This window comes from Deltaproteobacteria bacterium (genome assembly GCA_016208165.1).
Taxonomy (GTDB): domain Bacteria; phylum Desulfobacterota; class Desulfarculia; order JACQYL01; family JACQYL01; genus JACQYL01.
Genome location: JACQYL010000048.1, coordinates 29557 through 53954 on the forward strand (window position 1 = coordinate 29557; position 24398 = coordinate 53954).

The 24398-nt window shown below is 55.8% G+C and carries 21 protein-coding genes; 5 read left to right on the plus strand and 16 right to left on the minus strand.

From position 1 onward, the window contains the following. Nucleotides 1-21: 21 nt before the first annotated feature. Both HY788_10085 and HY788_10090 read right to left on the minus strand, forming a co-directional pair. The gene (locus HY788_10085; protein ID MBI4774511.1) at nt 22-417 is read right to left on the minus strand and encodes a hypothetical protein; all 396 of its coding nucleotides are present in this window, start codon (nt 415-417) and stop codon (nt 22-24) included. Between the two features lie 658 nt (nt 418-1075). Next, complete coding sequence (locus tag HY788_10090; GenBank protein MBI4774512.1) at nt 1076-1225, minus strand: hypothetical protein; 150 nt, start codon at nt 1223-1225, stop codon at nt 1076-1078. 304 nt (nt 1226-1529) lie between these two features. Between HY788_10090 and HY788_10095 the strand changes: the two genes are divergently transcribed. Beyond that, nucleotides 1530-3170: a hypothetical protein gene (locus tag HY788_10095; GenBank protein ID MBI4774513.1), complete on the plus strand. Its 1641-nt coding sequence runs from the start codon at nt 1530-1532 to the stop codon at nt 3168-3170. Between the two features lie 147 nt (nt 3171-3317). Here the strand turns inward: HY788_10095 and HY788_10100 are convergent, their stop codons facing one another. The 6 genes from HY788_10100 to HY788_10125 all read right to left on the minus strand — a co-directional run bounded on the left by HY788_10100 (nt 3318) and on the right by HY788_10125 (nt 6262). Continuing rightward, complete coding sequence (locus tag HY788_10100) at nt 3318-3716, minus strand: DUF86 domain-containing protein (GenBank protein ID MBI4774514.1); 399 nt, start codon at nt 3714-3716, stop codon at nt 3318-3320. Continuing rightward, on the minus strand, nt 3713-4114 hold the full coding sequence (locus tag HY788_10105) for a type II toxin-antitoxin system VapC family toxin (GenBank protein MBI4774515.1): 402 nt from the start codon (nt 4112-4114) through the stop codon (nt 3713-3715). The genes HY788_10100 and HY788_10105 overlap by 4 nt, the downstream gene beginning before the upstream one ends. Further along, nucleotides 4111-4341 (minus strand): hypothetical protein, encoded by a 231-nt coding sequence (locus tag HY788_10110; GenBank protein MBI4774516.1) that lies wholly within the window; start codon nt 4339-4341, stop codon nt 4111-4113. Before HY788_10110 ends, HY788_10105 begins: the two co-directional genes overlap by 4 nt. Before the next feature lie 109 nt (nt 4342-4450). Beyond that, the gene (locus tag HY788_10115) at nt 4451-4651 is read right to left on the minus strand and encodes a hypothetical protein (protein ID MBI4774517.1); all 201 of its coding nucleotides are present in this window, start codon (nt 4649-4651) and stop codon (nt 4451-4453) included. Between the two features lie 28 nt (nt 4652-4679). After that, nucleotides 4680-5177: a DUF2971 domain-containing protein gene (locus HY788_10120; protein MBI4774518.1), complete on the minus strand. Its 498-nt coding sequence runs from the start codon at nt 5175-5177 to the stop codon at nt 4680-4682. A 281-nt stretch (nt 5178-5458) separates the two neighbouring features. Beyond that, nucleotides 5459-6262, minus strand: a complete 804-nt coding sequence (locus HY788_10125; GenBank protein MBI4774519.1) for an FRG domain-containing protein — start codon at nt 6260-6262, stop codon at nt 5459-5461. Nucleotides 6263-6846: 584 nt separating this feature from the next. On the opposite strand from HY788_10125, the gene HY788_10130 reads away from it, so the two are divergent. Further along, the gene (locus tag HY788_10130) at nt 6847-7122 is read left to right on the plus strand and encodes a hypothetical protein (GenBank protein MBI4774520.1); all 276 of its coding nucleotides are present in this window, start codon (nt 6847-6849) and stop codon (nt 7120-7122) included. Nucleotides 7123-7333: 211 nt separating this feature from the next. Here the strand turns inward: HY788_10130 and HY788_10135 are convergent, their stop codons facing one another. Beyond that, nucleotides 7334-8863 (minus strand): YifB family Mg chelatase-like AAA ATPase, encoded by a 1530-nt coding sequence (locus tag HY788_10135; GenBank protein ID MBI4774521.1) that lies wholly within the window; start codon nt 8861-8863, stop codon nt 7334-7336. An 828-nt stretch (nt 8864-9691) separates the two neighbouring features. Here HY788_10135 and HY788_10140 point away from each other — a divergent pair. The 3 genes from HY788_10140 to HY788_10150 are packed head-to-tail and all read left to right on the plus strand — an operon-like array spanning nt 9692 to nt 12917. Beyond that, a complete protein-coding gene (locus tag HY788_10140; protein ID MBI4774522.1) occupies nt 9692-10162 on the plus strand; it encodes a (2Fe-2S)-binding protein in 471 nt (156 codons plus the stop codon). Continuing rightward, the gene (locus tag HY788_10145; GenBank protein MBI4774523.1) at nt 10159-12309 is read left to right on the plus strand and encodes a xanthine dehydrogenase family protein molybdopterin-binding subunit; all 2151 of its coding nucleotides are present in this window, start codon (nt 10159-10161) and stop codon (nt 12307-12309) included. The genes HY788_10140 and HY788_10145 overlap by 4 nt, the downstream gene beginning before the upstream one ends. Beyond that, entirely contained in the window at nt 12306-12917 is a 612-nt protein-coding gene (locus HY788_10150; protein ID MBI4774524.1) for a hypothetical protein, read from the plus strand. Before HY788_10145 ends, HY788_10150 begins: the two co-directional genes overlap by 4 nt. Before the next feature lie 210 nt (nt 12918-13127). Here the strand turns inward: HY788_10150 and HY788_10155 are convergent, their stop codons facing one another. From HY788_10155 to HY788_10185, 7 genes are all read right to left on the minus strand, one after another. Then, nucleotides 13128-14564: a DNA integrity scanning protein DisA nucleotide-binding domain protein gene (locus HY788_10155; GenBank protein MBI4774525.1), complete on the minus strand. Its 1437-nt coding sequence runs from the start codon at nt 14562-14564 to the stop codon at nt 13128-13130. Between the two features lie 3 nt (nt 14565-14567). Continuing rightward, nucleotides 14568-15005, minus strand: a complete 438-nt coding sequence (locus tag HY788_10160) for a DUF2914 domain-containing protein (GenBank protein ID MBI4774526.1) — start codon at nt 15003-15005, stop codon at nt 14568-14570. A gap of 320 nt (nt 15006-15325) precedes the next feature. Next, nucleotides 15326-16759: a sigma-54-dependent Fis family transcriptional regulator gene (locus tag HY788_10165; GenBank protein MBI4774527.1), complete on the minus strand. Its 1434-nt coding sequence runs from the start codon at nt 16757-16759 to the stop codon at nt 15326-15328. 67 nt (nt 16760-16826) lie between these two features. Further along, on the minus strand, nt 16827-18866 hold the full coding sequence (locus HY788_10170) for a GAF domain-containing protein (protein ID MBI4774528.1): 2040 nt from the start codon (nt 18864-18866) through the stop codon (nt 16827-16829). Nucleotides 18867-19347: 481 nt separating this feature from the next. Continuing rightward, nucleotides 19348-22008 carry a glutamate synthase gene (locus HY788_10175; protein ID MBI4774529.1) on the minus strand — a complete coding sequence of 887 codons (2661 nt, stop codon included), beginning with the start codon at nt 22006-22008 and terminating at the stop codon, nt 19348-19350. A 122-nt stretch (nt 22009-22130) separates the two neighbouring features. Next, on the minus strand, nt 22131-23681 hold the full coding sequence (locus tag HY788_10180) for a 4Fe-4S binding protein (protein ID MBI4774530.1): 1551 nt from the start codon (nt 23679-23681) through the stop codon (nt 22131-22133). Beyond that, nucleotides 23682-24398 (minus strand): hypothetical protein (locus tag HY788_10185; GenBank protein MBI4774531.1); only part of this gene is annotated, 717 nt, incomplete at its 5' end.

The window sequence follows — 24398 nt, forward strand, 5'->3', positions numbered from 1 at the left end:
TCGCGCTACGAAGCGCGTAACTTATAAAATTACGTTTTCCCAAGTGAGAATATCTTTCATAGATTTTGCGTTTGTATAATCTCGGAAGGCAAGAACATTCTTACCAATTTCCAAAATACTTACACGCTTCTCGTACTCTTTGTTAAGCAGCCAGCCATAATAGGAATAAACATGAGAATCCACATGGGATGCATAAGAAACAGGGCGATCCTTCCTCTTTCTTTCGAACAAACCATCCTCCTTGACCTCCACTTTTTCGCTCTTGATGTCATACGAAATAAACGGATAAAACGCGTGCTGCTGCACCCTCGTCGGGTTTGTGACGAGCAGCTCAGGTTGTCTTAAGGTGATAGGCAGGTCAAAATGGAGATAACGACGAGGCCGATACCAAGGGGGAATGTCTTTCTTGGGAGACATGCTGGTCTTCGGGGCATCTGCAAAACCGGGAGAGAAGGACCGCGGCCATCCTATAGTCGCTCCCGGCTTAGCTCAACGTTTCAAACAACGTTTTCCACACGATTCGCGTGCGCCGCATCTGTCAGAAATGCTTATTATAAGCACTGTGGAGGAAATCATGCTCACTATTGGAACAGTAATCTCGACCACTGTCTGGATGCCAGCCTGGCGGGCCAAGATAGATCTCAGCCTCAGTGTTGACATCCTGTGTGCTTCCCCGCAGCCTACGCTACAGGCAATTACATGGTTACCTGTAAGTATTGGAATTGTCAATAGCCGTTTGTCGAACACTCGAGGGATTTGTCCAAAGACAGCAAGACAACTCCCGCAAGAATGCCCAAAGCAGGCACCGTCTTGCCCGATATAGGGCGTCCTACCCTGATCATGGCTTTTCGATCTGATCTCTCGGGGACACGCAATATCCGCCCTTGACCCTTAGACAACAGGTTAATCAGTTCATCAACCCGTCGGTTCGGCTCACGCGGAGGCCGCCAGTATCCTCAGGTCTCCCCGCGACACGCCGGGTGCCCCCCACTCAAAACCTTTTGGGAGGGGTTTGGTCCCGCCTCCGGCGGGATTTTCCCAAAAGGGTCCCCAAGGGTCTCTGAGAAACCACATCTCATCCGCCCCTCCAATGCAGGCTCCGATACTGGATGGCTTCGCACAGGTGCACGGCGGAAATGTGTTCCTTTTGCTGAAGGTCCGCGATGGTGCGGGCGACTTTGAGGATTCGGGCGTAGCCGCGGACCGACAGGCCCAGGTGCTCGATGGACTATTCGAGAAAGATGCGCGGGCCTACTCATTGAATGGCCCTCGGTTGCTCAAAACGGCCTTTCAGTCCAATAAATAACTTATCTGATTCGCCCTCCCGGCCGATAGGTTCTGTACCCGAGCTCGCATGCAAAAAGCTTGTCCGGCTCATCAGCCGGTCGGTGCAAGGGACGGGGAAAGATGCGGATCCGATGGCAGCCGTTGGCGCGATTCCGCAGGCGCTTCAACCTAAAACGACTCGACATTGAAACAACGTCAACGCTTACGCACAAAGAACCAACATGAAAACCAAGGAGTACGGCATGAAATTGAAGAAATTTTATTTGTTGATGGCCTGTGCCTTCATGATTTTGATATCCGGCACGGCATTGGCTCAGCCACAACCCCCGGTATTAAGTGTCACCAATGGGAGATCGTTTTACCTTTCCTGGGCCGAAGTCCCTGGTGCAACGGGTTATACCCTGTCTTATGTCCCAACGTCCTCCCCGGATCCGGCTTCCATCGTAAGCGTGGATATGGGAACACAAAGAAGCTTGTCGGGCGAACTACCGGCGGGCGCCGCCTTCTACGCGGCCGTCCAAGCTCGCGATAATACCGGAGTCAGCCAATATTCCAACGTTGTACTGGTTGGGGATGACGGCACAATTCTTAAACAGATCATCGTCTTTGGCCGCCACAGCATACGCGCACCCACATCCGACCCATCCGGCTTGGCCCAGTTTGCGGCTGACCCTTACCCCGACTTTGTCGGGGTCCCGAAGGGCTACCTGACCCCGCGCGGCCGGCAGGCGGCAAGCTTGCTTGGCTCCTATTTCCGCGACTATCTGCTCAATGAAGGCCTTCTCACGGGCGACGCTCAAACGGATCTATCGCGCTCGTATTTCCGCGCCGAACCCATCCAGCGCACCAACATTACCGCCGCCAAATTCGGGGAAGGGTTGTTCCCGGGTGCAACCATACCGGTTCACTCCTATAGGATCGCCGACGGCACCACGCCTGCCGAGCCCGACCCGGTTTTCGATCCCATTTTGGCGAACGTGGCGACCGTTGACCCTGTCCGCGCACTGACCGAAGTTCAGGGAGTTTTCGGTACCGGGACGGCGACAGCATCCGCGTACAGCGGCGAGCTTTCCCTGATCCGTAACGTGCTCTATCCGCCGGGAACACAGCCGACAAACGGCGCGCTCAATGGATCTGTCGATCCAACCGCCCTGCCGATTTCGTTCTCAGCGAGTACAACGATATTGTATACGGGAGGTGTGATTAATGTGGGCGGACTGGATGCCATATCTTCAGCGACCGACCCCTTTGTAATGCAATATGCGGATAACTTCCCTCTCGAGGATGTGGCTTGGGGCCGACTTTCATTGGACGCCCTTTCCCAACAGACTCGAATTACCACCCTGCTTTTTAGAATTGAATTGCAGTCGCCTTACCTCAACCAGGTGCAAAGCTCGAACGCCGCCTCGCACATACTTCGCACCATGGAGCAAACCGTAATCGGCGAGGACATGCTCGGAGAATTTGGAGACCCGGAATCACGGGTGCTGGTTATTATCACTTCCGATGCCTACGTGGTCGGATTGGCGGGACTTCTTAAGATGCACTGGACCCTGCCCGGCTATCAACCGGATTTATGTCCTCCGGGCGGAGCACTCGTATTCGAACTGCGACAGTCGAAACATTCGCAAGAGTACCTCGTTCGCGTGTTCTTCGTCGCCCAAACCTTCGACCAACTGCGCAATCTGACGCCGCTTACACTCGAGAATCCACCTGCAAAAATGCAGCTGCTGATTCCGGGCGGTAGCACATCCGCCACGAATTTGGATGTCGATTTCAACACCTTTCAGACTATTCTGACGGAAGCCATGGATCAGAACTATGTGCAACCTTACGAAGAAGAGGTTCCACCCGGCGTGATATCCGGTGTCCCCCTGGAATAATTCGGAGCGAGCCGACGTCGAACGCTCGGAATGCACTATGGACATGGAAAACAACGCTATTTTTACATGAGGTTCCGGAACGATACGCATTTCTGGGGAAGAGGATGGGCCCGTCCGGCCGGGTCCGTCCTCCGGTCCTCCTTTAAATCAGATTCCGTGTCCTTCGATAAAACCGATGACTTCCCCGGCGAACCGCTTGAAATCCGCCAAATGGTTTCTCAGGATGCCGGTGACGATTTCAGGGTCGATTCGGGCGTAGTCATGCACCACAACTTCCCTGAATTGGGCAATCTTGACCGTGGCTTCATGGACAGGCTCGGTGATAACTTGATTCTCGGACAAAACGGCAAACAAATCCTTGTTGTCCCTGGGTTCCCTGTAGCCCAGCCGTGAAACGAGGTGGGCCGCTACCCTGTCCAGGCAGCATTCGCAGGCGAGTTGGAGCGTTCGCTCCACAAACCGCTGGTCCTTTTTATTCGTCCGGTAGTCTTCCAGAGAAATCGATTCGTATTCCTCGAGATCCGGCGAACTTGACCCTTTTGTTATAAATTCATCAGCCCGGCAACCTTGACCATGGCTTCATCAGTGGAAAACACGATTGCCCCCTGTGCTGTCGCCAAGGCAAGAAAAAGTGCATCATATAGTGTCAATTCATATTCAGAGGCCAAGTCAAAAGAAGGCTGAATTAGAGGCCTATGAGGAAAAAGCCGAATCGGCATGGCAAGAATATCCAACAAGAGCTGACGGCTTTCCTCTTCAGAGATTTCGCCGGCTTTACGTTTCTTATTGATCACATTCGCGGATTCCACCACGATCAGTTCCGGGGCAATAGCAATATTTCGGCCTCGCTCAACCCCTTGAAAAAATTCATCAAGTCCATCCGGTATGGGTCCATCCGGTACAAAAAGCCGTATCAGGGCCGAAGTATCGATGACCCCGATCATCTTTGCCGGTCCTCTCTCACACTTAAAACAGTATCGCTATGCTGCCGCCTCTTGAGCCTGTCCCTCCATTCCTTGGCCTTGGCCATGGAAGATCCTTTCGTCAGCCTGACCTCCTGTTCTAAAATGTATTTGACCTGCTCCTGGAGGCTTCGACGATTGTCCCTTGCCATGGTATGGAGGGCGCTATACACATCGTCCGGAACGTTACGAATACTGATCGCCTTCATTTCGTCACCTTATATCTGATATCATTATGATTTGGATATCTTAATATCATTTTAGTTGGCGAACATCGACTTGTCAATGTTCGCTTTCGAATTCAGAATGGGATCGGATCTATTTTTGGCCCTTGTTCATAGGGTGTGATGGGACGAACGGAAGAGCCGGATGTTCACCAGGCCGGCGCTGTGGGGGATGATGCCCGTGACGCTGTAGATTTTCGAGCCTTCGGGGGGATTCGTCAAAGGAAAGGGCGGGCAGTACGGTGGGAATGCGCTTGGCCGGCATTTTTTGCCCGATCCCAGGGGGATCCACCATGATGACGTTGTGAATAGAATAAGCCGACCTAATCCCCGAGACGGTCCTTCGCTATGATTTTGAACGAATATTTTGAAGGATAAGCATTTGACAGAATGATTTTCTGATCGCTACTCCGTATCCATTGTCGTATCAAATTCTTGGTCATGTCAGGCATCTTGGCACCGAGGATAACCCTCGTAATGGATCCCTCAGGCAGATCCAGGAAACTATCCGCGGGTTCGGTGAAAAAGCGCCATTCTTGCTCGTTTTTCCATTCTGTTGATTTGGTGCAGAAAAATAACTTAGAAAATTCTACAGGATCTCCCGACTCCACAGCCGCTCTATATTGGCATAGGTTTGGCAGCGAGTCCTGGTAATTCACCTTAAAGGACCTAACTTGGTGCTCTTCATCGACAAGGGCTCCATGATCGAATTCGATTATGACGCCTCGATGATTTGAAGCATAGTGTGCCCACATACTAACGCTTTCCTTTGTTTTTGAAACACAAAATACTCCCCTCTTGCGACCTGCGTCCTGAACCATTTCTTCAATACGTTCCTCAGCTTCGGAGATCCAAGCTGGGTCTTTATGTCTTTCGATCTCACTCGGTTAGCTCTGTTGGATTAGGGAACCGAATGCCTGTGGCACAGTCGAAAGGATCATTGAAGTTCAACGGAGATGAGAAATAGACCCGTCTATTAACAATTATATCACCAATCTTATCCAATTGATCCGGTAGGTACTTATAGACATACATTCGTTTACGTCCAGTCATAATTCAATATTTCAACACCAAGCTCTTCTGTTCAATGAATCCGAGCTCTTCAATAATTCTCAATTTCTGCGAATAGATTACAGTACTTGGATGCACCATAAAGGTCCGGGAATAGACTAAGGTGATTAATGTTCATCCTATTGAGTGCCCGTAGACATTCTTTGCGATCCTTGTCTGGCACTAAAAGCCTCAGAAGGATGTACGTCTCTTCCCCTTGGAACCAACTCTTAACCCAATATTCCAAATCAGTATTAATCGGCGTCTTAGTGAATTCTCCGCCTTGAGCGATCAAGCTTTGATTTTCGTTCGACATCGGTTTGATGAACTCGACCCCCCTACTCGCTGTGAGCCCGACCCATGTTTCTTCCACAGGGTCGAATAGCTCCCTACCCTTCTCTTCCACGAGAGGTTTGTTGAGTGCATAGATGGCTCTATGTGAAGTCTGCTTTTCACCAAGCTCAGCGAATGCAAAGAAAGCGGCAACAAAGGGCGATGTGGTCCAGTCCAATAGGGGAGTGGCGAGTCCGTGGTGCTGGCCTAACGCCCACCATTGGTTTTCTTCAAGCTCAGGAGGATTTGAACCTCTTCTGCCTCGTGAAGCAAATTGGATCCGTTCAAGGTGAGACTGCTTAAACGCCGAACTTCTCATGTCTCTATGGTCAAGTTTCTTAAACAGTCGGTCAAAGGTGGATTTCGCCCGCCAATTATCGCATCGCTGCCCCCGCCAAATGCACGATCCGTGTTCATGCATCTCTTCATTCAGGTACTCATAAAAGCGCTTCCAAGAACTGAACTGAACCTGCCCAAAACCATCTTCAACCTTAGGCTTGCACCACTTGGATTTTCGGCTCATCGCCCACGTCTCCACATTGCCGGTTAAAAGCAACCTTTTCTATTGATACCAAATAGATCCCCGCCCTTGCAACCTTGTTCCCATTTTGATCTCCTCACCCGGTTGAGCAAATACTGAATATACGGCAATTTTGCACGTATTCTAAAGGCAAGAAAGCGAATATCCTTCCCTTTTGCAAAGAATTGAAGGCAGCAAAGCACTGATCAAGTACACTAACCATTCGCAGGCACACTCGCACTGAGAAGCAGATGTGGGTACCCGACCATGGAGAAGTCAGGCGCCCCCGGAGAACGAGCTCCGATAGACGCAGTGGGTTCTGCATTTAAAGCAAAGGATAGAAACACCCCAGCAGAAGATAAGATTCCGCCACCGCGGCGATCCGTATTGACAAGATTTGCGGCCTCATTCGTGAATCCAATTACAGCATTCATGACCTTTCTCGACTCAAAGCAAAAAAGGTGGATGAATATTACCGCATGAATATGCCTTTCGAGTTGGGGATCGAATACGGTTCTCGATTGTTTGGGTCTGATGCGCTAAAACAAAAGAAATGCCTTATTCTGGAAAAAGAGCGTTTTGAGTTCATGAAAGCCTTATCAGATTTGTCCGGTGTTGACATAAAAAATCATAACAACGATCCGAAAGAAGTTGTCCGATGCGTTCGAAACTGGTTCTTAGAGACCGTCGGTGTTAAGAACATAGCCGGCCCAGCCGTAATCTGGTATCGGTTTACGGATTTCACGTCTGATTTTTTCGATACGAGGAAGAAAGAAGGATTCGCCGACGACGATCTCAATATGATGCCCGTGCCTGAATATCTCGACTTCATCCGATCCTGGATTTCGGAAATGGGAAGCTGAGACCCCGCACCCGTGGGTGTGGGTGGAATTGCAACTTAACTTCCCATCCGTCCTGCGTGTAATAGAAGCCTCCAGCCCGAGAAACAGCGCCTCGGTACCCCAAGGCTCACATCGGCGCCGGGTCACCCCGCGGGACGCGGGGTGACCCGCACTCAAAAAGTTTTGGGAGGGGTTACCCACACTACCTCGAAAACGCTCTTCTAGTCTTCCCCTACCCCCTCCTTCGATCCAGACTCCGGTACTGGATGGCTTCGGACAGGTGCACGGCGGAAATGTGTTCCTCCTGCTGAAGATCCGCGATGGTGCGGGCGATTTTGAGGATCCGGGCGTAGCCCCGGGCGGACAGGCCGAGGTGCTCCATGGCCCGTTCGAGGAGGGTGCGGCCTTCGGTATCGAGTTTACAGAAGCGCTGGATGAGCCGGCTCGTCATTTGGGCGTTGGAGAAGATGGGAACGCCGTTGAACCGTTCGAGCTGGAGCTTGCGGGCCCGCTGGACCCGTTCCTGAATCGTGCTCGACGGGTCCCCGGCCGTGTCCGCGCTCAGGTCTTTATATTGCACGGCAGGTACGTGCACCTGAATGTCGATGCGGTCGAACAAGGGCCCTGAAATACGGTTGTGATACCGGTTGATGGCCTGGGAGCTGCACGTGCACCCGTGCTTGGGGTCCCCCAGATATCCGCAGGGGCAGGGATTCATGGCGGCCACGAGCATGAACCGAGCCGGATAGGTGATGCTCGAGGAGGCCCGGGCAATGGTGACCACGCCGTCTTCCAAGGGCTGCCGCAATACCTCGAGGACGTTCTTCTTGAATTCCGGCAGTTCGTCCAGAAACAGGACCCCGTGATGGGCCAAGCTGACCTCCCCCGGCTTGGGGATCACTCCTCCGCCGATGAGGCCGGCGTCGGATATGGTGTGATGGGGAGAACGGTACGGCCGGATGTTCACCAGGCCCGCCCCCTGGGGCATGAGTCCCATGACGCTGTAGATTTTCGAGCACTCGAGGGATTCGTCGAAGGAAAGCACGGGCAACACGGTAGGAATGCGTTTGGCCAGCATGGTCTTGCCCGACCCGGGCGGCCCTACCATAATGACATTATGCCCGCCGGCGGCGGCCACCTCGAGGGCCCGCTTGGCCTGCTCCTGGCCCTTCACTTCATTGAAGTCCACCATGTGTTCAGGCGGAGCGGGCGCCTCATCGAGGGTTCCTCCTTCCACACGCGGTATGGCGTCGTTGCCGTTCAGGAACTCGACCACTTGGATCAGGTTTTCAGCCCCGTACACGCCAATGCCCTTCACCACCGCCGCCTCGGGCACGTTTTCCTTGGGCACCAGGACGCCCTTGAGGCCTCGGGTCCGGGCCTCGATGGCCATGGGGAGCACGCCCCGCACGCTCTTGACCCGTGCGTCCAGCGCCAGTTCGCCGCTCATGGCGAAATGGTCGAGCATGGCCCCTTTGATCGCGCCCGTGGCGGCCAGAATCCCCACCGCTATGGGCAGATCGAAGCCGGAACCCTCCTTGCGGCGATCGGCCGGAGCGAGGTTCACGGTGATGCGGTCAACGGGAAAATCGTATCCCGCGTTTTTCACGGCGGCCTTGACCCGGTCCTTGCTCTCCCGGACCGCGCCCTCGGCCAGGCCTACAGTGGACAAGGAGGGCAGACCGCTGGCAATGTCCACTTCCACTTCAACAATATAGGCGTCGATACCTAAGGTGGCCGAACTCAGCACTTTGGACAGCATGTGAACTCCCGGTCAAAGGGAACATTCGAAGGAAGTCAGGGTCGATCCTATCATGAGGATGGATGTTGTTGTTGCCCTGAGGAAAACGTCAACCCGCCGGAGGCGGAGCCCTCAGACTCCTTTCAAATCCTCTGAGCATTTCCGCACCGCCTTCGGCGGAGCGGGTACGTCGCTGAGAACATATCGGATTACCCCCAACGTCGCGTGCATCCCGTAATACCTAGCCATGCAATCTAGTATCAGAGCCGCTTTAGTCGCAGTGGCCAAAAAAAGCACTCGAAACGTCAGGTAGGCAAGTTCGAGGGAAGCCGATCATAACGGGCGCTCCCGGTTACCGGCTAAACCATCCCTTGTATGGCCTCTTGATATTTAACAAATCGCGCTTGATCGATCAACCGGAAAGGCGCCGGGGCGGGGCGATCGTTCCCGGAGAATAATCGTGTGGAGACCGCATCCTCCCGCAGGCGAACTCGGTGTTTCGTTCGTTGCCCCCGTAGCCCTGACCCGGATCATACATCAGTGATTCAGCCCGAGCGGAAATACAGCAGTCTTTACGAGTTAATAAGGAGTTTACCTTATTCTCGTTTGTCCGAAGCATCAGTAATGTTTTATGCTGAGGTCTGAGGTCGGTTCACGAGCGAAACGGCGATGTTGGTGACTCCCGTGAGCTGAAAAGAAAGACAAATGACCGTTCTGTTCCTTTTGACGGCGCCGATCCGCCATTTGGCTGAGTGCAACACCATCGAAGAAATCCCGGTCATTTTGTGATCCCGACATAGACCGAACTCAGAGCGAGCAGTTTTCACCTTTTCTGGAAAGGGGGTCTGCATGATCTCATTAACAGTGAACGGAAAAAGATATCAGGTAGACGTGAGCCCGGATACGCCGCTTCTCTGGGTGATCCGGGAAAGCCTCGGACTTACGGGAACCAAATTCGGTTGCGGGATGGCCCAGTGCGGCGCCTGTACCGTACTTCTGGATGGAGAGGCGGTTCGCTCCTGCGTTGCGCCGGTGTCGCGGGCCATCGGCAGAGAGGTGACCACCATCGAGGGTCTCTCGCCCGATCTGAGTCATCCATTGCAGCAGGCCTGGATTGCCGAAGATGTGCCGCAGTGCGGATACTGCCAATCGGGACAACTGATGAGTGCGGCCGTGCTCTTGCGCGAAAAACCACAGCCTACGGATGAAGACATCGATCAGGCGATGGCGGGAAACCTCTGCCGATGTGGCACCTACCCGCGCATCCGAAAGGCGATCCACCGTGCGGCCGGCATGATCGCGAAGGGAGGCGCCAAATGAACGCTCTCGCGATGGAGCGCCGGCAATTCCTCCGATTTTCGCTTGCGGCCGCCGGCGGGCTGGTGATCGGATTGTACTTTCCGGGCAAGAGCGGACCTGCTCATGCGCAAGAGCAGGCCGTCGATTTCATGCCGAACGCCTTTGTGCGGATCGGCGCGGACGAGCGAATCACCGTCATCGTGAATCACTCGGAGATGGGACAGGGCGTTTATACGTCGCTGCCCATGCTGCTTGCGGAGGAGCTCGATGCGGACTGGAACCGGATCGGCTTTGAACCGGCGCCGGTCGATCCGGTATACTACCATCCGGTCTTTGGCATGCAAATGACCGGGGGGAGTTCGAGCGTGTGGTCGGGATTCGAGCAATTTCGCATGGCCGGCGCCGTGGCCCGCGCCATGCTCGTGGCCGCCGCGGCACAACACTGGAGCGTGGATCCCGCAACGCTTCGCACGGAGTCCGGCGCAGTCCTCGACCCCAATAATCGAAAGCTATCCTATGGCCGGCTCGCCGAAGCCGCGGCGAAACTAACACCGCCCGCTGAAGCGGCATTGAAAGACCCAAAGGACTTCAAGCTCATCGGCAAGCCGATGAAACGCCTGGATACCGCGGAAAAGGTGAATGGCCAGGCGGTCTTCGGAATCGACGTCAAGCCGCCTCGAATGTTGACGGCGGTCCTTGCCCGAGCGCCGATCTTCGGCGCAACGATGAAGAGCTTCGATGATTCCCGCGCAGCCGGTATGCCCGGCGTGCGCAAAATCGTGGCCGTGCCCTCCGGCGTCGCGGTCATCGCGGACTCCTTCTGGCAGGCCAAGACCGCGCGTGACGCCCTTCGAATCGATTGGGACGAAGGACCGATGCGTTCCTTCAACACCGATCGGATCATGCAGCAATTCCGTGAGCATGCGACCACTCCGGGCAAGAGCGTGCGCCGCGAAGGCGACCCCGATGCGGCATTCGCAAAGGCGTCCCAAAAGATCGAGGCGGTCTACGAGTTTCCGTATCTCTCACACGCCATGATGGAACCGCTGAATTGCGCCGTGGATTTGCGGGCGGACTCTTGCGAGATCTGGACCGGGACCCAGTTCCAGAGCCTCGACCGCGCGAACGCAGCCAAGGTCGCCGGACTCCCGGATGAAAAGGTCCGGATACACACCACGTTTCTGGGCGGCGGTTTCGGCCGTCGCGCCAACCCGAACTCGGATTTCGTGGTTGAAGCCGTCCATGTGGCAAAGACAGCGGAGCTGCCCGTCAGGGTGCTCTGGACGCGCGAGGACGATATGCAGGGCGGCTGGTATCGGCCGATGTTCCTGCACGCGATCGCGGGCAGCCTGGATGCGAACGGCGAACCGGTCAGTTGGAGATCGCGTCTGGTCGGCCAATCCATATTTGCGGGAACTCCGTTCGAAAGCATGATCGAGAAGAACGGATACGATCCATCGGCCGTTGAAGGCGTCGAAGATCTTCCCTATGCGATTCCCAACCTGGCGATCGAGTATCACCAGGCTGAAGTCCATGTTCCGGTTCAGTGGTGGCGATCGGTGGGGCATACTCACACCGGTTTCGCCGTCGAGTGTTTCATCGACGAACTCGCCGCCCTCTCGGGCAAGGATCCTTACCGGTTCAGGCACACTTTGCTGCCGGAGCATCCCCGACATCGTCGAGTTCTCGAACTCGCGGCGGAAAAGGCCGGATGGGATAAGCCCCTGCCCAAGGGACGAGGCCGGGGCATCGCAGTGCATTTATCGTTTAAGAGCTTTAACGCGCAGGTAGCTGAAGTCTCGGTCACAAAGGGAGAGGTGCGGGTGCATCGGATCGTAAGCGTGGTGGATTGCGGCCGCTACGTGAACCCGGACATCATTGACGCGCAACTGCAGGGCGGCGCCATATTCGGCGCTTCAGCGGCCCTGTTTCAAGAACTCACCTTCGAGAACGGCCGATTGCAGCAAACGAATTTTCATACGTATCCTCTCCTGCGCATGCACGAATGCCCGAACATTGAAACATACATTGTCGAAAGCAACGAGGAGTCGGGCGGCATTGGAGAGCCGGGGGTGCCGTGCACGGCGCCGGCGATCGCCAATGCGATTTTCGCCGCGACGGGAAAGCGGATCCGCAAACTGCCGATCCGCATGACGGAGGCCATATGAACCATCGATTCAGGTTCCTACCGATCGCAACGGTTGTGGCTGGTCTGATCCTGACGGGGGCGATTTGCCTCTCGCGCTGGATCAGCGCGGCGGAAGCCCCGGACGGAGACGGAACGTTGTTCGCAGGTTTCGTTTCCGTACTGCGGGACCCGCGCTGCCTGAACTGTCATTCGGATGGCGACTTCCCCCGTCAGGGAGATGATGGTCACCAGCATACCATGAACATTCGACGTGGTCCCGACGGAGAGGGAGTGACCGCGCAAAAGTGCGGCGCCTGCCATCAGGAGCACAATCTTGCCGGCGCCCACATGCCGCCCGGAGCCCCGCATTGGAGGTTGCCGGCGCCGGAGATGCCCATGATTTGGCAGGGTCTGACGGATGCACGGATTTGCCGGTCGATAAAGGACCCGGAAGAAAATGGTGATCGCACCGTCGAGCAGATCGTCGATCACCTTGCAAACGATAGGTTGGTCCTGTGGGGCTGGAATCCCGGCGAGGGTCGGGATCCGGTTCCGATGCCTCACGACGAGTTCGTTTCGAAGGTAAAACAGTGGCGCGACGCCGGAGCGCCGTGCCCGGCCGATTCCAGTGAGAAAGTCGAGCGATGAACCGAAGCATACGCCCGCAAGAAATTCCTCCTGGCGACCGCATCGGGCATGCTTCCGGTCAGGGAGGAATCGCCTATGGCTCTGATGGAATTTGAGTAGAGGAGATTCGCAAAATACACATAGCGAAGCGAGGCGATAGGGGGAGCCTCTTCCGGAAAAGGGCTCCCCCGTCGAGCTTGTTCATTTCATGCGCGTGCCTGCATGTCCGGCTCATCGTTCTTTCTCCGCCAGTACATACTCTATGGTAACCGTATCCTTTGAACCTTGGGCCAGTGTCAGCGACACCGGATCCAGTACTATCCTGGCGGTGATTTTGCCGGATTTTTTTAAGCCGTCCAGGGGCACTTTCTCCGTATACAGGGTGTACATCTGCTCCAGGATTTTCTTTGGACCTGTGATAACGACCTTATCGGGCGCAACGGTGACCTTTTCCATATTCAAATCACCGGGAAGCTTGCCTGTCCAATCTACCTGGACAGGCAAGGTTTTGTTACCGTACGCATCCAGAAGGACTTCGATTTCTTCAGGGTGAATCTCTTTCAGGGCAAGACCCGGCGGGTATTCAATGTCGGCCTCCGTTATTTTAACGATATTCAAGCCTTCCTTGGTCCCCGTCATGTCGATACGCGCCCGAAGCTGTTCAGGCCGGACGGACTGAATCAACGATCTCGATCCGCTCAGAAAAACACGGAGTTCATTCGTGGAGGTATTCGAGATAGCCACTGCCGGACTGCGGTTTATGTACTCGATCGGCACGTCGAAGGCCACCGTGGTGTCTCTGCCCCTCGTAAAACTATACCATACCCCCGTGATGATGAAGAAGGACAGCAGCAGGGCCGTACCCAGCTCGAGGTATTCTTTTCCGGGGTACGTCCGCCGGCCGCGTTTTCCCTCCAGATGATGCATGATCATTTCCTCGAGCTGTTCTTTCCGGCTGACCGTCGCCATATGGGAATTCTTGGCCACCGTAACGGTTCCCCGCTCCTCGGACACCGCCACCACGAGAGCGTCCTTGGCTTCGCTCAGCCCCGCCGCGGCCCGATGGCGGGTCCCATAGTAGGAAGGAAAATCCTGTCGCTGTGATAACGGAAGGATGGCCCCGACTTCTTTCACCCGATCGTCCTGAATGATCACCGCTCCATCGTGAACCGGACTCTCGGTCCAGAATATGGTCATGAGCATCTCTCTGGACACCTTGCCGTCCCATGGTATTCCGCTGTGTACGACATCATCGATTTCTTCCATGCCGGGGAGCACGATCAGAGCACCGGTATATGTTCGTGAGAGCGCGAACACGGAGTCCGCCATAACGCCGACGGGCGAGCGGCTTGCTTTTGGGTGCAGTTCCCATAACAGGGCCCTCAGGTCTCTGACCTGCAGCACGGATCGGATCTCATTTCGAAACACCACGATGATGATCAATGCGCCGACAGCGGTGATGCCCTGAAAGGCCCAACTGGTTACGATCAATCCGAAAGAAAAGGAAATCCTATTCAAGAACCAAAGAAGGGTTATGCCTAGGAGCACTCTGAACGCGTTCGTGTCCCGAAACAGGACATAGAACCGGAAGAGAATATAGCTGTTCAATGCTATATCGACAATATCCTGCCATCGAACCGCGGCATAAGAGGTCGCCAAATCGCCCATAACCTAGTCCGTTACGCTGAAACGTAATGCGGCCAACACCTTACCCGTCTCGTCGACCACGTCCACCCTCCAAGGTCCCTTGTCGGCCGATCTAAGCTCTATGCTGCTGAATGTCGACCATCGGGGAGGCTCGAGAGCCAGCTTGATCGAGGTCACAAGTATATCTTTGCGAAACCATTTGTGCAGAACGGTCGTATATTCCGGCACGCGATCGAACTCCGTCAGACAGATGACCTTGCCATACGAAATAGAGAAGATCACGGCTTTGTTCTTGGGGATGCATCCCGTTAATTCCTTGCATAACACGGCCCGTTCGAGTGTCGGTCCCTTGGCGGATGAAATCTCTTCCTCGCCGAACAGGCCTTGTGAGAGGGCGGACGACAAGCTAAAGGTAAGCTGAAGAACGATTGAAATCCAGAACAGAAAGACGTGTCGCTTCATACCTCACCTTTTTCATCGGAGGTCTCCGGAGTTGCCGCACGGAAATGAACAATACCTTATGACCTAAGAAAACATTCTCCTGAGAGTGTTTAACGTCGCCCACAAAATATCGCTCCCACGTTCCTTCGAAGGCCACCGCCCGGACCGGTTGAAACAACAAGTTACGCGACGCGCACTCTGCAGGCAGACAGGTTCAATGACTTCGTCACCGCCTTGATCCGTGGATTTCAGGCCATGGCTAAAGAGCACGCGGCTTCATTTCGCGTGAACAGGATGAAGCCCTCATAAGGTGTCCGAGGGGACGGTGTTCCCCCGGCGCACTAACTCATTTTGGCCGAGGCTTCGATGGTGATGCCGTACTTCTCGATTTTGGCCAGAAGCGTAGGTCGGGATAGGCCGAGCAGTTTTGCCGCCTGACTGCGGTTGCCGCCGGTGAGGTTCAGTGCTTCGCTGATAATGATGCCGGAAAAGTGGTCGATAAGGGACGCGAACAGATCCTTTTCCTCGTTCGATTGCAGAGTGCTCCGCACATAGTGGCGCATGGTTTCCTGTGATAGTTCGCTTTCCCGCTTCTGGCCGTGGCTCGTGTCTCGTATAGCCTGGAGAAACTTATTTTCGAGGGTTATGACGCTGCCGCGGCTGAAGATCAGCGCCATCTGGACCAGGTTACCCAGTTCCCGAACGTTGCCGGGCCAGGAGTAGGTTCGCAGCACGGCTCTGACTTCTTCGTTCATGCCGGGATTAGGCATGCCCATCTGTCTGGAATATCGAGCCAGAAACATATCGGCGAGGAGGTCGATGTCGTCGTCGCGTTCCCGAAGAGGCGGCAGGGCAATGGTGACCACGTTGAGCCTGTAGTAGAGATCCTTTCGGAATTCTCCACGGGCGACCGCTGTTTCCAGATCCCGGTTGGTGGCGGCTAGAATACGAACGTCCGCCTTGATCGCCTCGTTGCCACCCAGGCGCTCGATGGTTTTTTCCTGGAGCAGGCGAAGGATTTTGGCTTGTATGCTCAAGGGCATGTCACCGATCTCGTCCAGAAACACGGTGCCGCCGGAACCCTGTTCGATCCTTCCCACGCGGCGGCTGGGCGCGCCCGTAAAGGCTCCTTTTTCGTATCCGAAAAGCTCACTCTCGAGCAACGTGTCCGGAATGGCGACACAATTGATGACCACATATGGTCTCTCCGAACGCAGACTGTGCTGGTGAATCGCTTTTGCCACCAGTTCCTTTCCGGTTCCGGACTCGCCGCGAATGAGCACCGTGGCGTCGGTGGGAGCCACCCGACCGATGGCTTTGTATACGTCCTGCATGGCCCTGCTGTGGCCGCCGATGGCGTCATGCGAGGGAATGGCGGGGACGTCTTTCATTTCCTGCTGGGATCGCATGGAAGAGGCCGTGTCCAGGGCCTGATCGATCAGGCTCAGCATGTCGGGAATTTCGAAGGGTTTGAGCACATAGTCAAACGCGCCCAGTTTCGTAGCCTCGATCGCCGTATCGGTTGTGCCGTAGGCGGTCATGATAATCACCGGGAGTTTCGGCCATATCCCGTGTACGGCTCTGAACAATTCCAATCCGCTCATACCCGGAAGGCGAACGTCGGAAATGACCAGATCCGGATTCATGGAACGAATCATGTCGATGCCGGCCTCGCCGGTGGGAGCCGTTTGAACCTTGTGTCCCTTCCGGCTCAGCAACTTTTCGAAGCTGTACCTCAATTGCGGATCGTCATCAATAATCAGAATCGTTCCCAAGAGGCTCCTCCTTGGCGAGTCTGGGTCCGCCTTCGGCGGCGCCCGGATGGATTCTCCGGAACCACCATCAATACATGCTTTCGTTGAACGGGAGCGTCACACGGAAAGAAGCGCCTTCTCCCTCCCTCGAGTCCAGGTCCACTGTTCCTCCGTGTTCCTCGATGATGCGCGAGAGGATGCTCAAACCCAATCCGGTTCCTTCCTCTTTGGTGCTGAAAAAAGGCTGAAATATCCTTTCCCGGAATGATTCCGGTACTCCCGGTCCGTTATCGCTCACCTCGATGACGGCCACACGCCCCAGCCTCTCGTGAACGCTCTCCAACTCGCGGATCTCGATTCTCCCACCCCCCACCAGGGCCTCGAGGGCATTGATGAGCAGGTTCACCAGAACTTCCTTGAGCTGGTCCGGATCGATGCGCATGGGAGGAAGCGGTTCTTCCCGGCTGATATGGACTTCCACGCCTCCGGACTCGAGACGGTGCCGGAGCAGCTCGATGGTTTTGTCCACCACGGTCGAGGGACTGAGCAATTGAGGTTTCGGTTTGGGGGTCCGCGTGAACTCGAGGAAGTTCTTCAAGATCGTATCGATCCTCCGAATTTCCTCGGAAATCACTTCAAAATCCTCTTTTTGAGACGGAGTGACCTTCAACGATTCGGTCAGAGAAAAGAGTCTCATCTTCACGGACGTGAGAGGGTTCAGAACGCTGTGCGCCACTCCGGCGGCGAGTTTGCCCGCGGACGCCCACTTTTCCGATGTTCTGAGCACGAGGGCGCTCTGCGCCCGTTCCATGATCTTCACCAGCCTCTGGGCAATGGCCCTGATCAGGTTTTTCTCGAAAATGGAATAGGGCTCGTCCAGAATCTCGGGTATGCCTTCCCGATAGGCCAGTTCGAGGATTCCCACCCTCTCGGAATTAACCAACAGCTCTTCCGTGTGTTTCCACGGGGTGTCCCTAAAACCGGATGTTTGAAAAGACTGCCCCTGCACCGTAATCCTGGCGCATGCCTTTTCAGGAAAACGTAGCGCCGTTGGGATCAATTCAGCCGTGCCCTGGAGGATCTTGTCCAGAAAGACGTCGTTTTCTTCCACCAGGTTCGAAATGGCATAGAAACAATTCAGTTCTCTGACCGTGCGCTCGAGATCTTTCGTGCGTTGTCGCAGTTCCGCTTCGGCCTGCCTTCGCTGGGCGCGGTTACGGATGGCTACCACGCCGAATGAGAGGCTGTCCGCGAGCACGCTGAGCAGCTTCAGCTCTTCTCTGTCAAAGGCGTCGGGGTCTTTCGCGTAGATGCCCAAAGCGCCGAACGTCTGGCCCTCCGCCTTGAGCGGGAGAGAAATGGATGAGGCGTATCCCCTTTGCAGGACTTCCTCCCTCCACGGGGAGCCGTCCGGGTCAATGATGATGTTGCGCCGAACGTACGGTTTGCCGGACCGAATGGCTTTTCCGGTTGGCCCTTGTCCCAGGGCCGTATCCGCCCAGGTCACGCTGATCGATTCGAGAAAGCCGTCTTCGTAGCCCGCCTGAGCCACGGGTCGAACCGTCTTCTTCTCGTCGTGTTCCGCGTATCCCACCCATGCCATACGGTAGCCGCCCTGGTTTACAATGATATCGCAGACATGCGTCAGGAAATCCTGCTCGTCGGCGCCTTTAAACAGCGCCCGGTTACACTTGCTGAGGGTCTTAAGGGCCCGATTGGCTCGAGATAAGTCCTTTTCCACGCGATGGCGGTCCGTTATGTCCCACCCGGTACCCACGATGAATTCAATTTCGCCGTTTCCGTCTCTCAGGGTTCTGTTGGACCATAGGACCTTTCGGTAGCGTCCGTCCGGCAGATTCCAGTGCTGCTCGAACTCCACCGGGAATTCGTGTTCTCCCGGATCGTTAAAAGCCGTCCTCAGGAACTCGGCATCTTCTTCGTTGGGGAAGAGGGTCCAAACCGGTTTTCCCCGAACTTCGGGATAGGTGCAGGCCATCAATTGTTCGCATGCGCTGTTGAAACGAACCACGCGTCCCTTGGGGTCCAGCACCAGGATCATGGCGCCGGCCGTATCGAGAACGGCATTCAGGAATTCGCTCTCTTGTTTAAACGTATCTTTTGGTTCCATGTCAAACCAGGCCTCTGGAGGATGGGGGGACCCCGCGTATGCGCAACCGCTTCCCATGCTGCGAAGAAGGAATGTCTTGGACTCGAAGCAGCAAGGGTCGTGCCATCAAAGGAGCAAACGACCGGAGCCCGAAACCCGCTCGACCAAGCCCTGTGTGCGCATCTGTGATGTACTTCCGCAAGACCACGAAACCCGCGGACTGTCAAGATTTTTTACAAACAGTAAAGTAATTTGACTTACCGAAGAACGTGAGAATGGAAAGCAAAAGAGTTGGCGAATAAATGTGCAATGGTTAGGCCGTAGCCTTTTCGAACACTCCTAAAAGGATGATCTCCTTCAGCAGATGGTAATACTTCAGGCCCTCACCCCGTCGTTACCAAAGACTGGAAGTCATAACAAGGGCTTCCGGTTTATCAGGCGCAGCCGGGAGCGAAGTCTTGACGGAGGGTGACAGGGGGAACACCGTTCCCCCACAAGGATTCTACTGTTTTCCCTCTTCCCAGTCCTCGTCGTATTCCTCGACCACCTGGGATTCTTTGGCCAGCACGTCGAGTTTCACGGCCTGTATTTTCCGATACACGGCCCCGTAATCCCGCGTCCGGCCTTCCACAGTGAGCAAATGGTCTTCCACGGATATACCGAAAAGCGCTTGGTTTTCTTTGAGGTACGGCAGGATCAGGTCCCAATCGTCGGGCTTCATGTCCATGAATTCGCCCCCGTTGAGCTGAGCCTTCACTACTTTGCCGTGGGGATCACGCAGGTAGATGGCGCCCCCGGAGGCCAACGAGAAGAGATTGGATCCCGGATAGGGTGTGGGCTGATCCCGGATGTTTCCATGGTCGTCGAACCCGATGCCGTTCAGGACGACAAATCCTCCGCCTCTTAAGGGATCTCCGGCCATGAAGGATTCGGCCAGATAGTCCAGGCAGGTGCCGTTGATCACCACCCGGGGCCGGCCTACGGCGTTGATCAGAGGTCTCCCCGCCGCATTGCCCAGGACGTACACGTTTCCCCCTTTGGCGCCGTACATGAAGGTCTGCCCCACGTCTCCATGCACCACTAGTTTGCCCCGCTTCATGATCTGTCCGAGCTGATCCTGAGCGCTGTCGTGCACGTACATTTCGAGGCCGTCGATGCCGGAAGCGAGGTAATCTCCGGAGCTTCCATACACGTCGATCCGGATATCGTCGGAGCTGGTGAGGCCGCACCCGCAAAAACGCTGGCCTTTGTATCCGTAACAGATGAACCGCCGCCAACCCAGGTCCTTGGCTTTGCGAAGCCACATGGCGTCGCAGTCGGGTCCCTCCGGTGGGAAGTCATGGGCGTTTATGACCAGTACGTCCTCACCACTTGAAGGACCGCGCAGCGTGGATCGGCTTGCCCAATCCAGGGATCGGTACGAACTGGAACTGTTTTCATCGAGTTTCGGGCAGGCGGCAAAGACCCGAGACAAGGTTTCCCGGACGATACTCAAAATGGAACTTCGCTTTTTGGAGCCGGTGTCGATCCTCCGGTCATTCAAGTACGTGAGGATCTCGATCGCCTTGGCTCTGCGGTCGTCCCCCTCGAGGGACTCTTTAACGACGCCCTCGCACAGGTGACGGATGGACTCAAAGCTCCACGTCGCCAGGTGTCGGTGCAGGAGTTCTTTCAAGGTGGAAAGGTCGGAGGCGATCCACGCGTCCGCAACGGTCCGGTCAATCCGGTCCGCGCCCGGCGAAGGAGCCGCGAGTTCATACACTCCGGAGGACGTTTGATGGGCGGGAGTCTGGACCACGTCTCCGAACTTGTTGGTGCACACCAGTTTTTTGGTTCCGTCCCCGTTGCCGGTGTCTTCGATGGTGAAAATAAACGCACCTCCGTCCGTGGCGCTGCCGCCTCTGGCGTTCCAGTATTTGTCCGCAATGGGGCCGAAGCGGGCGTCCTCCCTGGAAAGACTCTGCAGCGTAGCGTCAATGGCCTGCTTTTCCGAGCACACGAGACCGATCTGTACCTCGCCTTCCTGAATGGCGAATACCTGGGGACGCAGCATAGCCGTATCCGTGATGCCGATGAGCTGGAGGCGCCTCCGATACGGATCGTTCCGGGCAATGATGAAGAACCAGGGACCGTCGGGAGATCCGTGCATGTGAGCCGATTGGATGGCTTTGTAAATCCTCTGCTTATCGGGGGGAAGCAGGTCGAAGTCGTGCTCGGTGGTGGGCGCCATGGCCTCGATAATGGCCTCCAAGGGATACTCGAACACACGGTTCCACAGGTCGAACAACAGGATCGAGACCTCGGTGTCCGTAAGGAATTGGGGGAAGATGTTGTGCTGCCTTAAATACTGACACACGGCGTGGTAGTTGGCGAAATCGCCATTGTGCACCAGGGCCTCGTCCATGCCGGCGAAAGGATGCGCGCCGCCGGGATGCCAGACGCGGCCTTTGGTGGGATAGCGCTGATGCGCGATCCAGCCGTGAGCTTTGAAATCGTCCAAAAGATAGTATTGGGCCACCTGTTCCGCATAGCCGACGATCTTGAGAATCATGATGTTGCGGCCGTGGGACAGGACAAAGGCCCGCTGCCGGCCCAGCGAAGCGTAAAACTGCTGATTCAGGCGAAACGAGTTCTGATAGATGAATTCATCTTCCGCTTTGCGTGGATCCAGATCCAGGAGCCGATGCCCGGAAACGAAGCGATCCAGTACCTCGGGCTTGACCCTCACGAAGTAGCGCCACACGTCCGGAGGTCGGACCTCCAACCCCTCGATATCTCTGTAATCGTCCACGGTGGGAATACGTTCGGCTTTGTGCACCTCGAGATGGGGGTCAATGAACGACGCCTCGACTTCGAGCCGGCTTTCCGGGTCCAGGAGAGCGACTTGCAGCAGATAGTGGGATTCCAATACGTCCCGGCTGACTCCCAGGTGGTCCGGGAACAACCCCACCGCCGCGATTCCTCCGCCCTTACCATTGCCCCGGTTGTGCATCTGCACCGAAGGCTCGAAGATGTGCCGGCCGCTGACGGGAATGGACGAGATGAAGCCGGTGACGCCGCAACCGCCTTCTTCGGCGGATTTTCCCCGAACGTTCTTTTCGTTCGGCAGTGTACCCCTGGAAGTGAGTATCCGTTCAAGAACGGTTTCAAGACATTGGCCCATATTTTATGATACTGAGGGAAACTTTTTTAAGTTTCCCTCAGACTCCCTTCAAATGTTTTGAGCGTGTCCGCACCGCCTTCGGCGGAGCGGCCGAACACTCTTCGGCTTAGGACTGGTTAATACTAAATTACGGGATGTACTTCGGGTGCGCGTTTGTATCGAGCCCGTTCCGCTTCCTCCAGGTAATCCATATGCACCAGCAGGTCGGTACGACCCACCAGTTCCCGCATGCTCGTCAAACCGTAGGTCCTCAGCAGGTTGCACCATTGTGTTCGCCAGGCCAGGTACATGTTCACGATGCGCTGCCCGGCCCATTTGGCGGTGATCATGTGACCCAGCTCGGGATCCGTTGTGGCGATGCCTCGGGCGCAGCCGCGTCCGCTCTCGCAGTTGCCGCATCGGACGCACTCGAGGGCCACTAGTTCCGCCGTGCCGATGACCGCGCCGTCGGCTCCCAGGGCGATGGCCTTCGCCACGTCCATGGCATTGCGTATGCCGCCGCTGGCAATGAGACAGATCCGATCCCGGACGCCTTCCTCGGTCAGAAACCGATGCACTTTTGGAATGGCGTACTCGATGGGCATGGCGATGTTCTTTTTGGCGATATCCGGCGCCGCTCCGGTTCCCCCGTAGCTTCCGTCCAGATGAATCACATGGGCGCCTGCATAGTAGCTGCCCACAGCCACCATATCCACGTCCGTGGGAGTCGAGACCTTAACGGAGACCAGGGCTTTCGGATTGATGGCTTTGACCCAATCCACATGTTTCTTGTGATCTTCCACGGAATAGACGCTGTGAAACGGGAAGGGCGAAAACAGGGAGTTCCCCACCACGGTTTCCCGTATGGCGGCCACCTCGGGCGTCACCTTGTCGCCCAGCAGATGCCCTCCCAGTCCCGGTTTAGCCCCCTGGGCGTACTTGAATTCCACCATGGGCGCGTAGAGCACGGTTTCCTCTCTCACTCCGAAAAGGCCCGTGGCAACCTGGGTGATAACGTGCTCCGAATAGGGCACCAGGTCCAGAGGATATCCGCCCTCGCCCGTGCAGGTAAGCGTGTTCAAGGCTTTAGCCGCGCGGGCTCTGCCCACCATAACGGGCAAGGCCGTGGAGCCGAAGGACATCCCGCCCCCGTAACAGGGAATGGAAAGCGCTCTCTGAGGTGCGCCGTCCCGTCGTTTGTTGAGGGTGATGCCGGTGTCGATGTCCTCGTCCCGGATATCCACCTGTTCGCCCGGGAGCGGCGTTCTGAACCGGATCTTGTCGAATCCTCCCCCCGAGGAACCGAGCTCGTATTCGAGATCGGGAATCGGCAACTTGCCCGTCTCAGCCATCTCCCAATGGGCAATCAGCATATCGGGAGTCCAGCGATAATCGCCCAGCGTCTCGAGAATCGGATTGAGCCTCAGCGTCAAGGCCTTTTCGGGGCAGCGATCCACACAGAAGTATTCGCTTGTCCGGCAGGCGAATCCGATGCACTTGTGTTCCTTTGGACGCAGCGTATTGGAATATGCATCGTATCGCGGATGCACTCCATAGGGACAAACCTCGGCGCACGTTCCGCAGGAGATGCACCTCGAGTTTCTTCGGATCGTATATTTACCGATACTATTCCTGAATCGGGAAACCGTTTCCACCGCTTCGGGAAGTCGGTATGTGGCGTTCTTGTTGCTCATCTATATTCCCAGTCCCGGTACTTTCCGTTCGCCAAACAGCGGCCCGAAGTTTTCCCGCTCGAGGTCCTGGAAACTCATGGACCGACCGGTCTCGCCCCGCATCCTTCGAACCTCGCGCATGCCCATGGCGCCCATCACTTCGATCAACTGATTCCGCCAAGCTCCCATGAGATTCAATATCCTCTGCCGTCCCCATTCCGGTTCCACCCGATCCATCTCTACAGGACACGACAATCCTTGCACGCACCTGCGGCACAAACGGCATTCGAGGGCGATCAGCAGGGGATAGTCCACCGTGACCCCGTCGGCGCCGCAAATAATCGCCTTGGCCATATGCTCGGCCATGGCGATGCCGCCGGAAAACAGGAGATTCACCTGTTGTCGGACCAAATCGTCCACCAGGCGATTATGTATTTCGGTGATCGTCTCTTTCAGAAAGCGGGGATTTTCCGCGCCGCGCTCGTTGCCGTGATCGTCCGCATAAAAGTGCAGCGTGTCTACGCCCGAGCGGGTGAGTTCGAGGGCCCGCAAAGCCGCTCCACCGTTTAGCGGTATGCCCACGGAAATACATACGTCCGAATGCACGGATCGAACCGCTTCGAGGTCCCGTTCCGTCCCAGGCCCGTCCTCGAGTTCCACCATCCGGCTCCCGCGGATCAGCTCGGAATGCTTCCGCCACGCGCCTCTTTTCAAACACGGAATGAGTGCGTCTTTGTA

Bases quoted from the DNA above. Each gene is read 5' to 3' on its own strand.
- HY788_10085 (MBI4774511.1), bottom strand. From the start codon at position 417: ATGTCTCCCAAGAAAGACATTCCCCCTTGGTATCGGCCTCGTCGTTAT.
- HY788_10095 (MBI4774513.1), top strand. From the start codon at position 1,530: ATGAAATTGAAGAAATTTTATTTGTTGATGGCCTGTGCCTTCATGATT.
- HY788_10105 (MBI4774515.1), bottom strand. From the start codon at position 4,114: ATGATCGGGGTCATCGATACTTCGGCCCTGATACGGCTTTTTGTACCG.
- HY788_10110 (MBI4774516.1), bottom strand. From the start codon at position 4,341: ATGAAGGCGATCAGTATTCGTAACGTTCCGGACGATGTGTATAGCGCC.
- HY788_10115 (MBI4774517.1), bottom strand. From the start codon at position 4,651: ATGGTGGATCCCCCTGGGATCGGGCAAAAAATGCCGGCCAAGCGCATT.
- HY788_10120 (MBI4774518.1), bottom strand. From the start codon at position 5,177: ATGGTTCAGGACGCAGGTCGCAAGAGGGGAGTATTTTGTGTTTCAAAA.
- HY788_10125 (MBI4774519.1), bottom strand. From the start codon at position 6,262: ATGAGCCGAAAATCCAAGTGGTGCAAGCCTAAGGTTGAAGATGGTTTT.
- HY788_10130 (MBI4774520.1), top strand. From the start codon at position 6,847: ATGAAAGCCTTATCAGATTTGTCCGGTGTTGACATAAAAAATCATAAC.
- HY788_10135 (MBI4774521.1), bottom strand. From the start codon at position 8,863: ATGCTGTCCAAAGTGCTGAGTTCGGCCACCTTAGGTATCGACGCCTAT.
- HY788_10140 (MBI4774522.1), top strand. From the start codon at position 9,692: ATGATCTCATTAACAGTGAACGGAAAAAGATATCAGGTAGACGTGAGC.
- HY788_10145 (MBI4774523.1), top strand. From the start codon at position 10,159: ATGAACGCTCTCGCGATGGAGCGCCGGCAATTCCTCCGATTTTCGCTT.
- HY788_10150 (MBI4774524.1), top strand. From the start codon at position 12,306: ATGAACCATCGATTCAGGTTCCTACCGATCGCAACGGTTGTGGCTGGT.
- HY788_10155 (MBI4774525.1), bottom strand. From the start codon at position 14,564: ATGGGCGATTTGGCGACCTCTTATGCCGCGGTTCGATGGCAGGATATT.
- HY788_10160 (MBI4774526.1), bottom strand. From the start codon at position 15,005: ATGAAGCGACACGTCTTTCTGTTCTGGATTTCAATCGTTCTTCAGCTT.
- HY788_10170 (MBI4774528.1), bottom strand. From the start codon at position 18,866: ATGGAACCAAAAGATACGTTTAAACAAGAGAGCGAATTCCTGAATGCC.
- HY788_10175 (MBI4774529.1), bottom strand. From the start codon at position 22,008: ATGGGCCAATGTCTTGAAACCGTTCTTGAACGGATACTCACTTCCAGG.
- HY788_10180 (MBI4774530.1), bottom strand. From the start codon at position 23,681: ATGAGCAACAAGAACGCCACATACCGACTTCCCGAAGCGGTGGAAACG.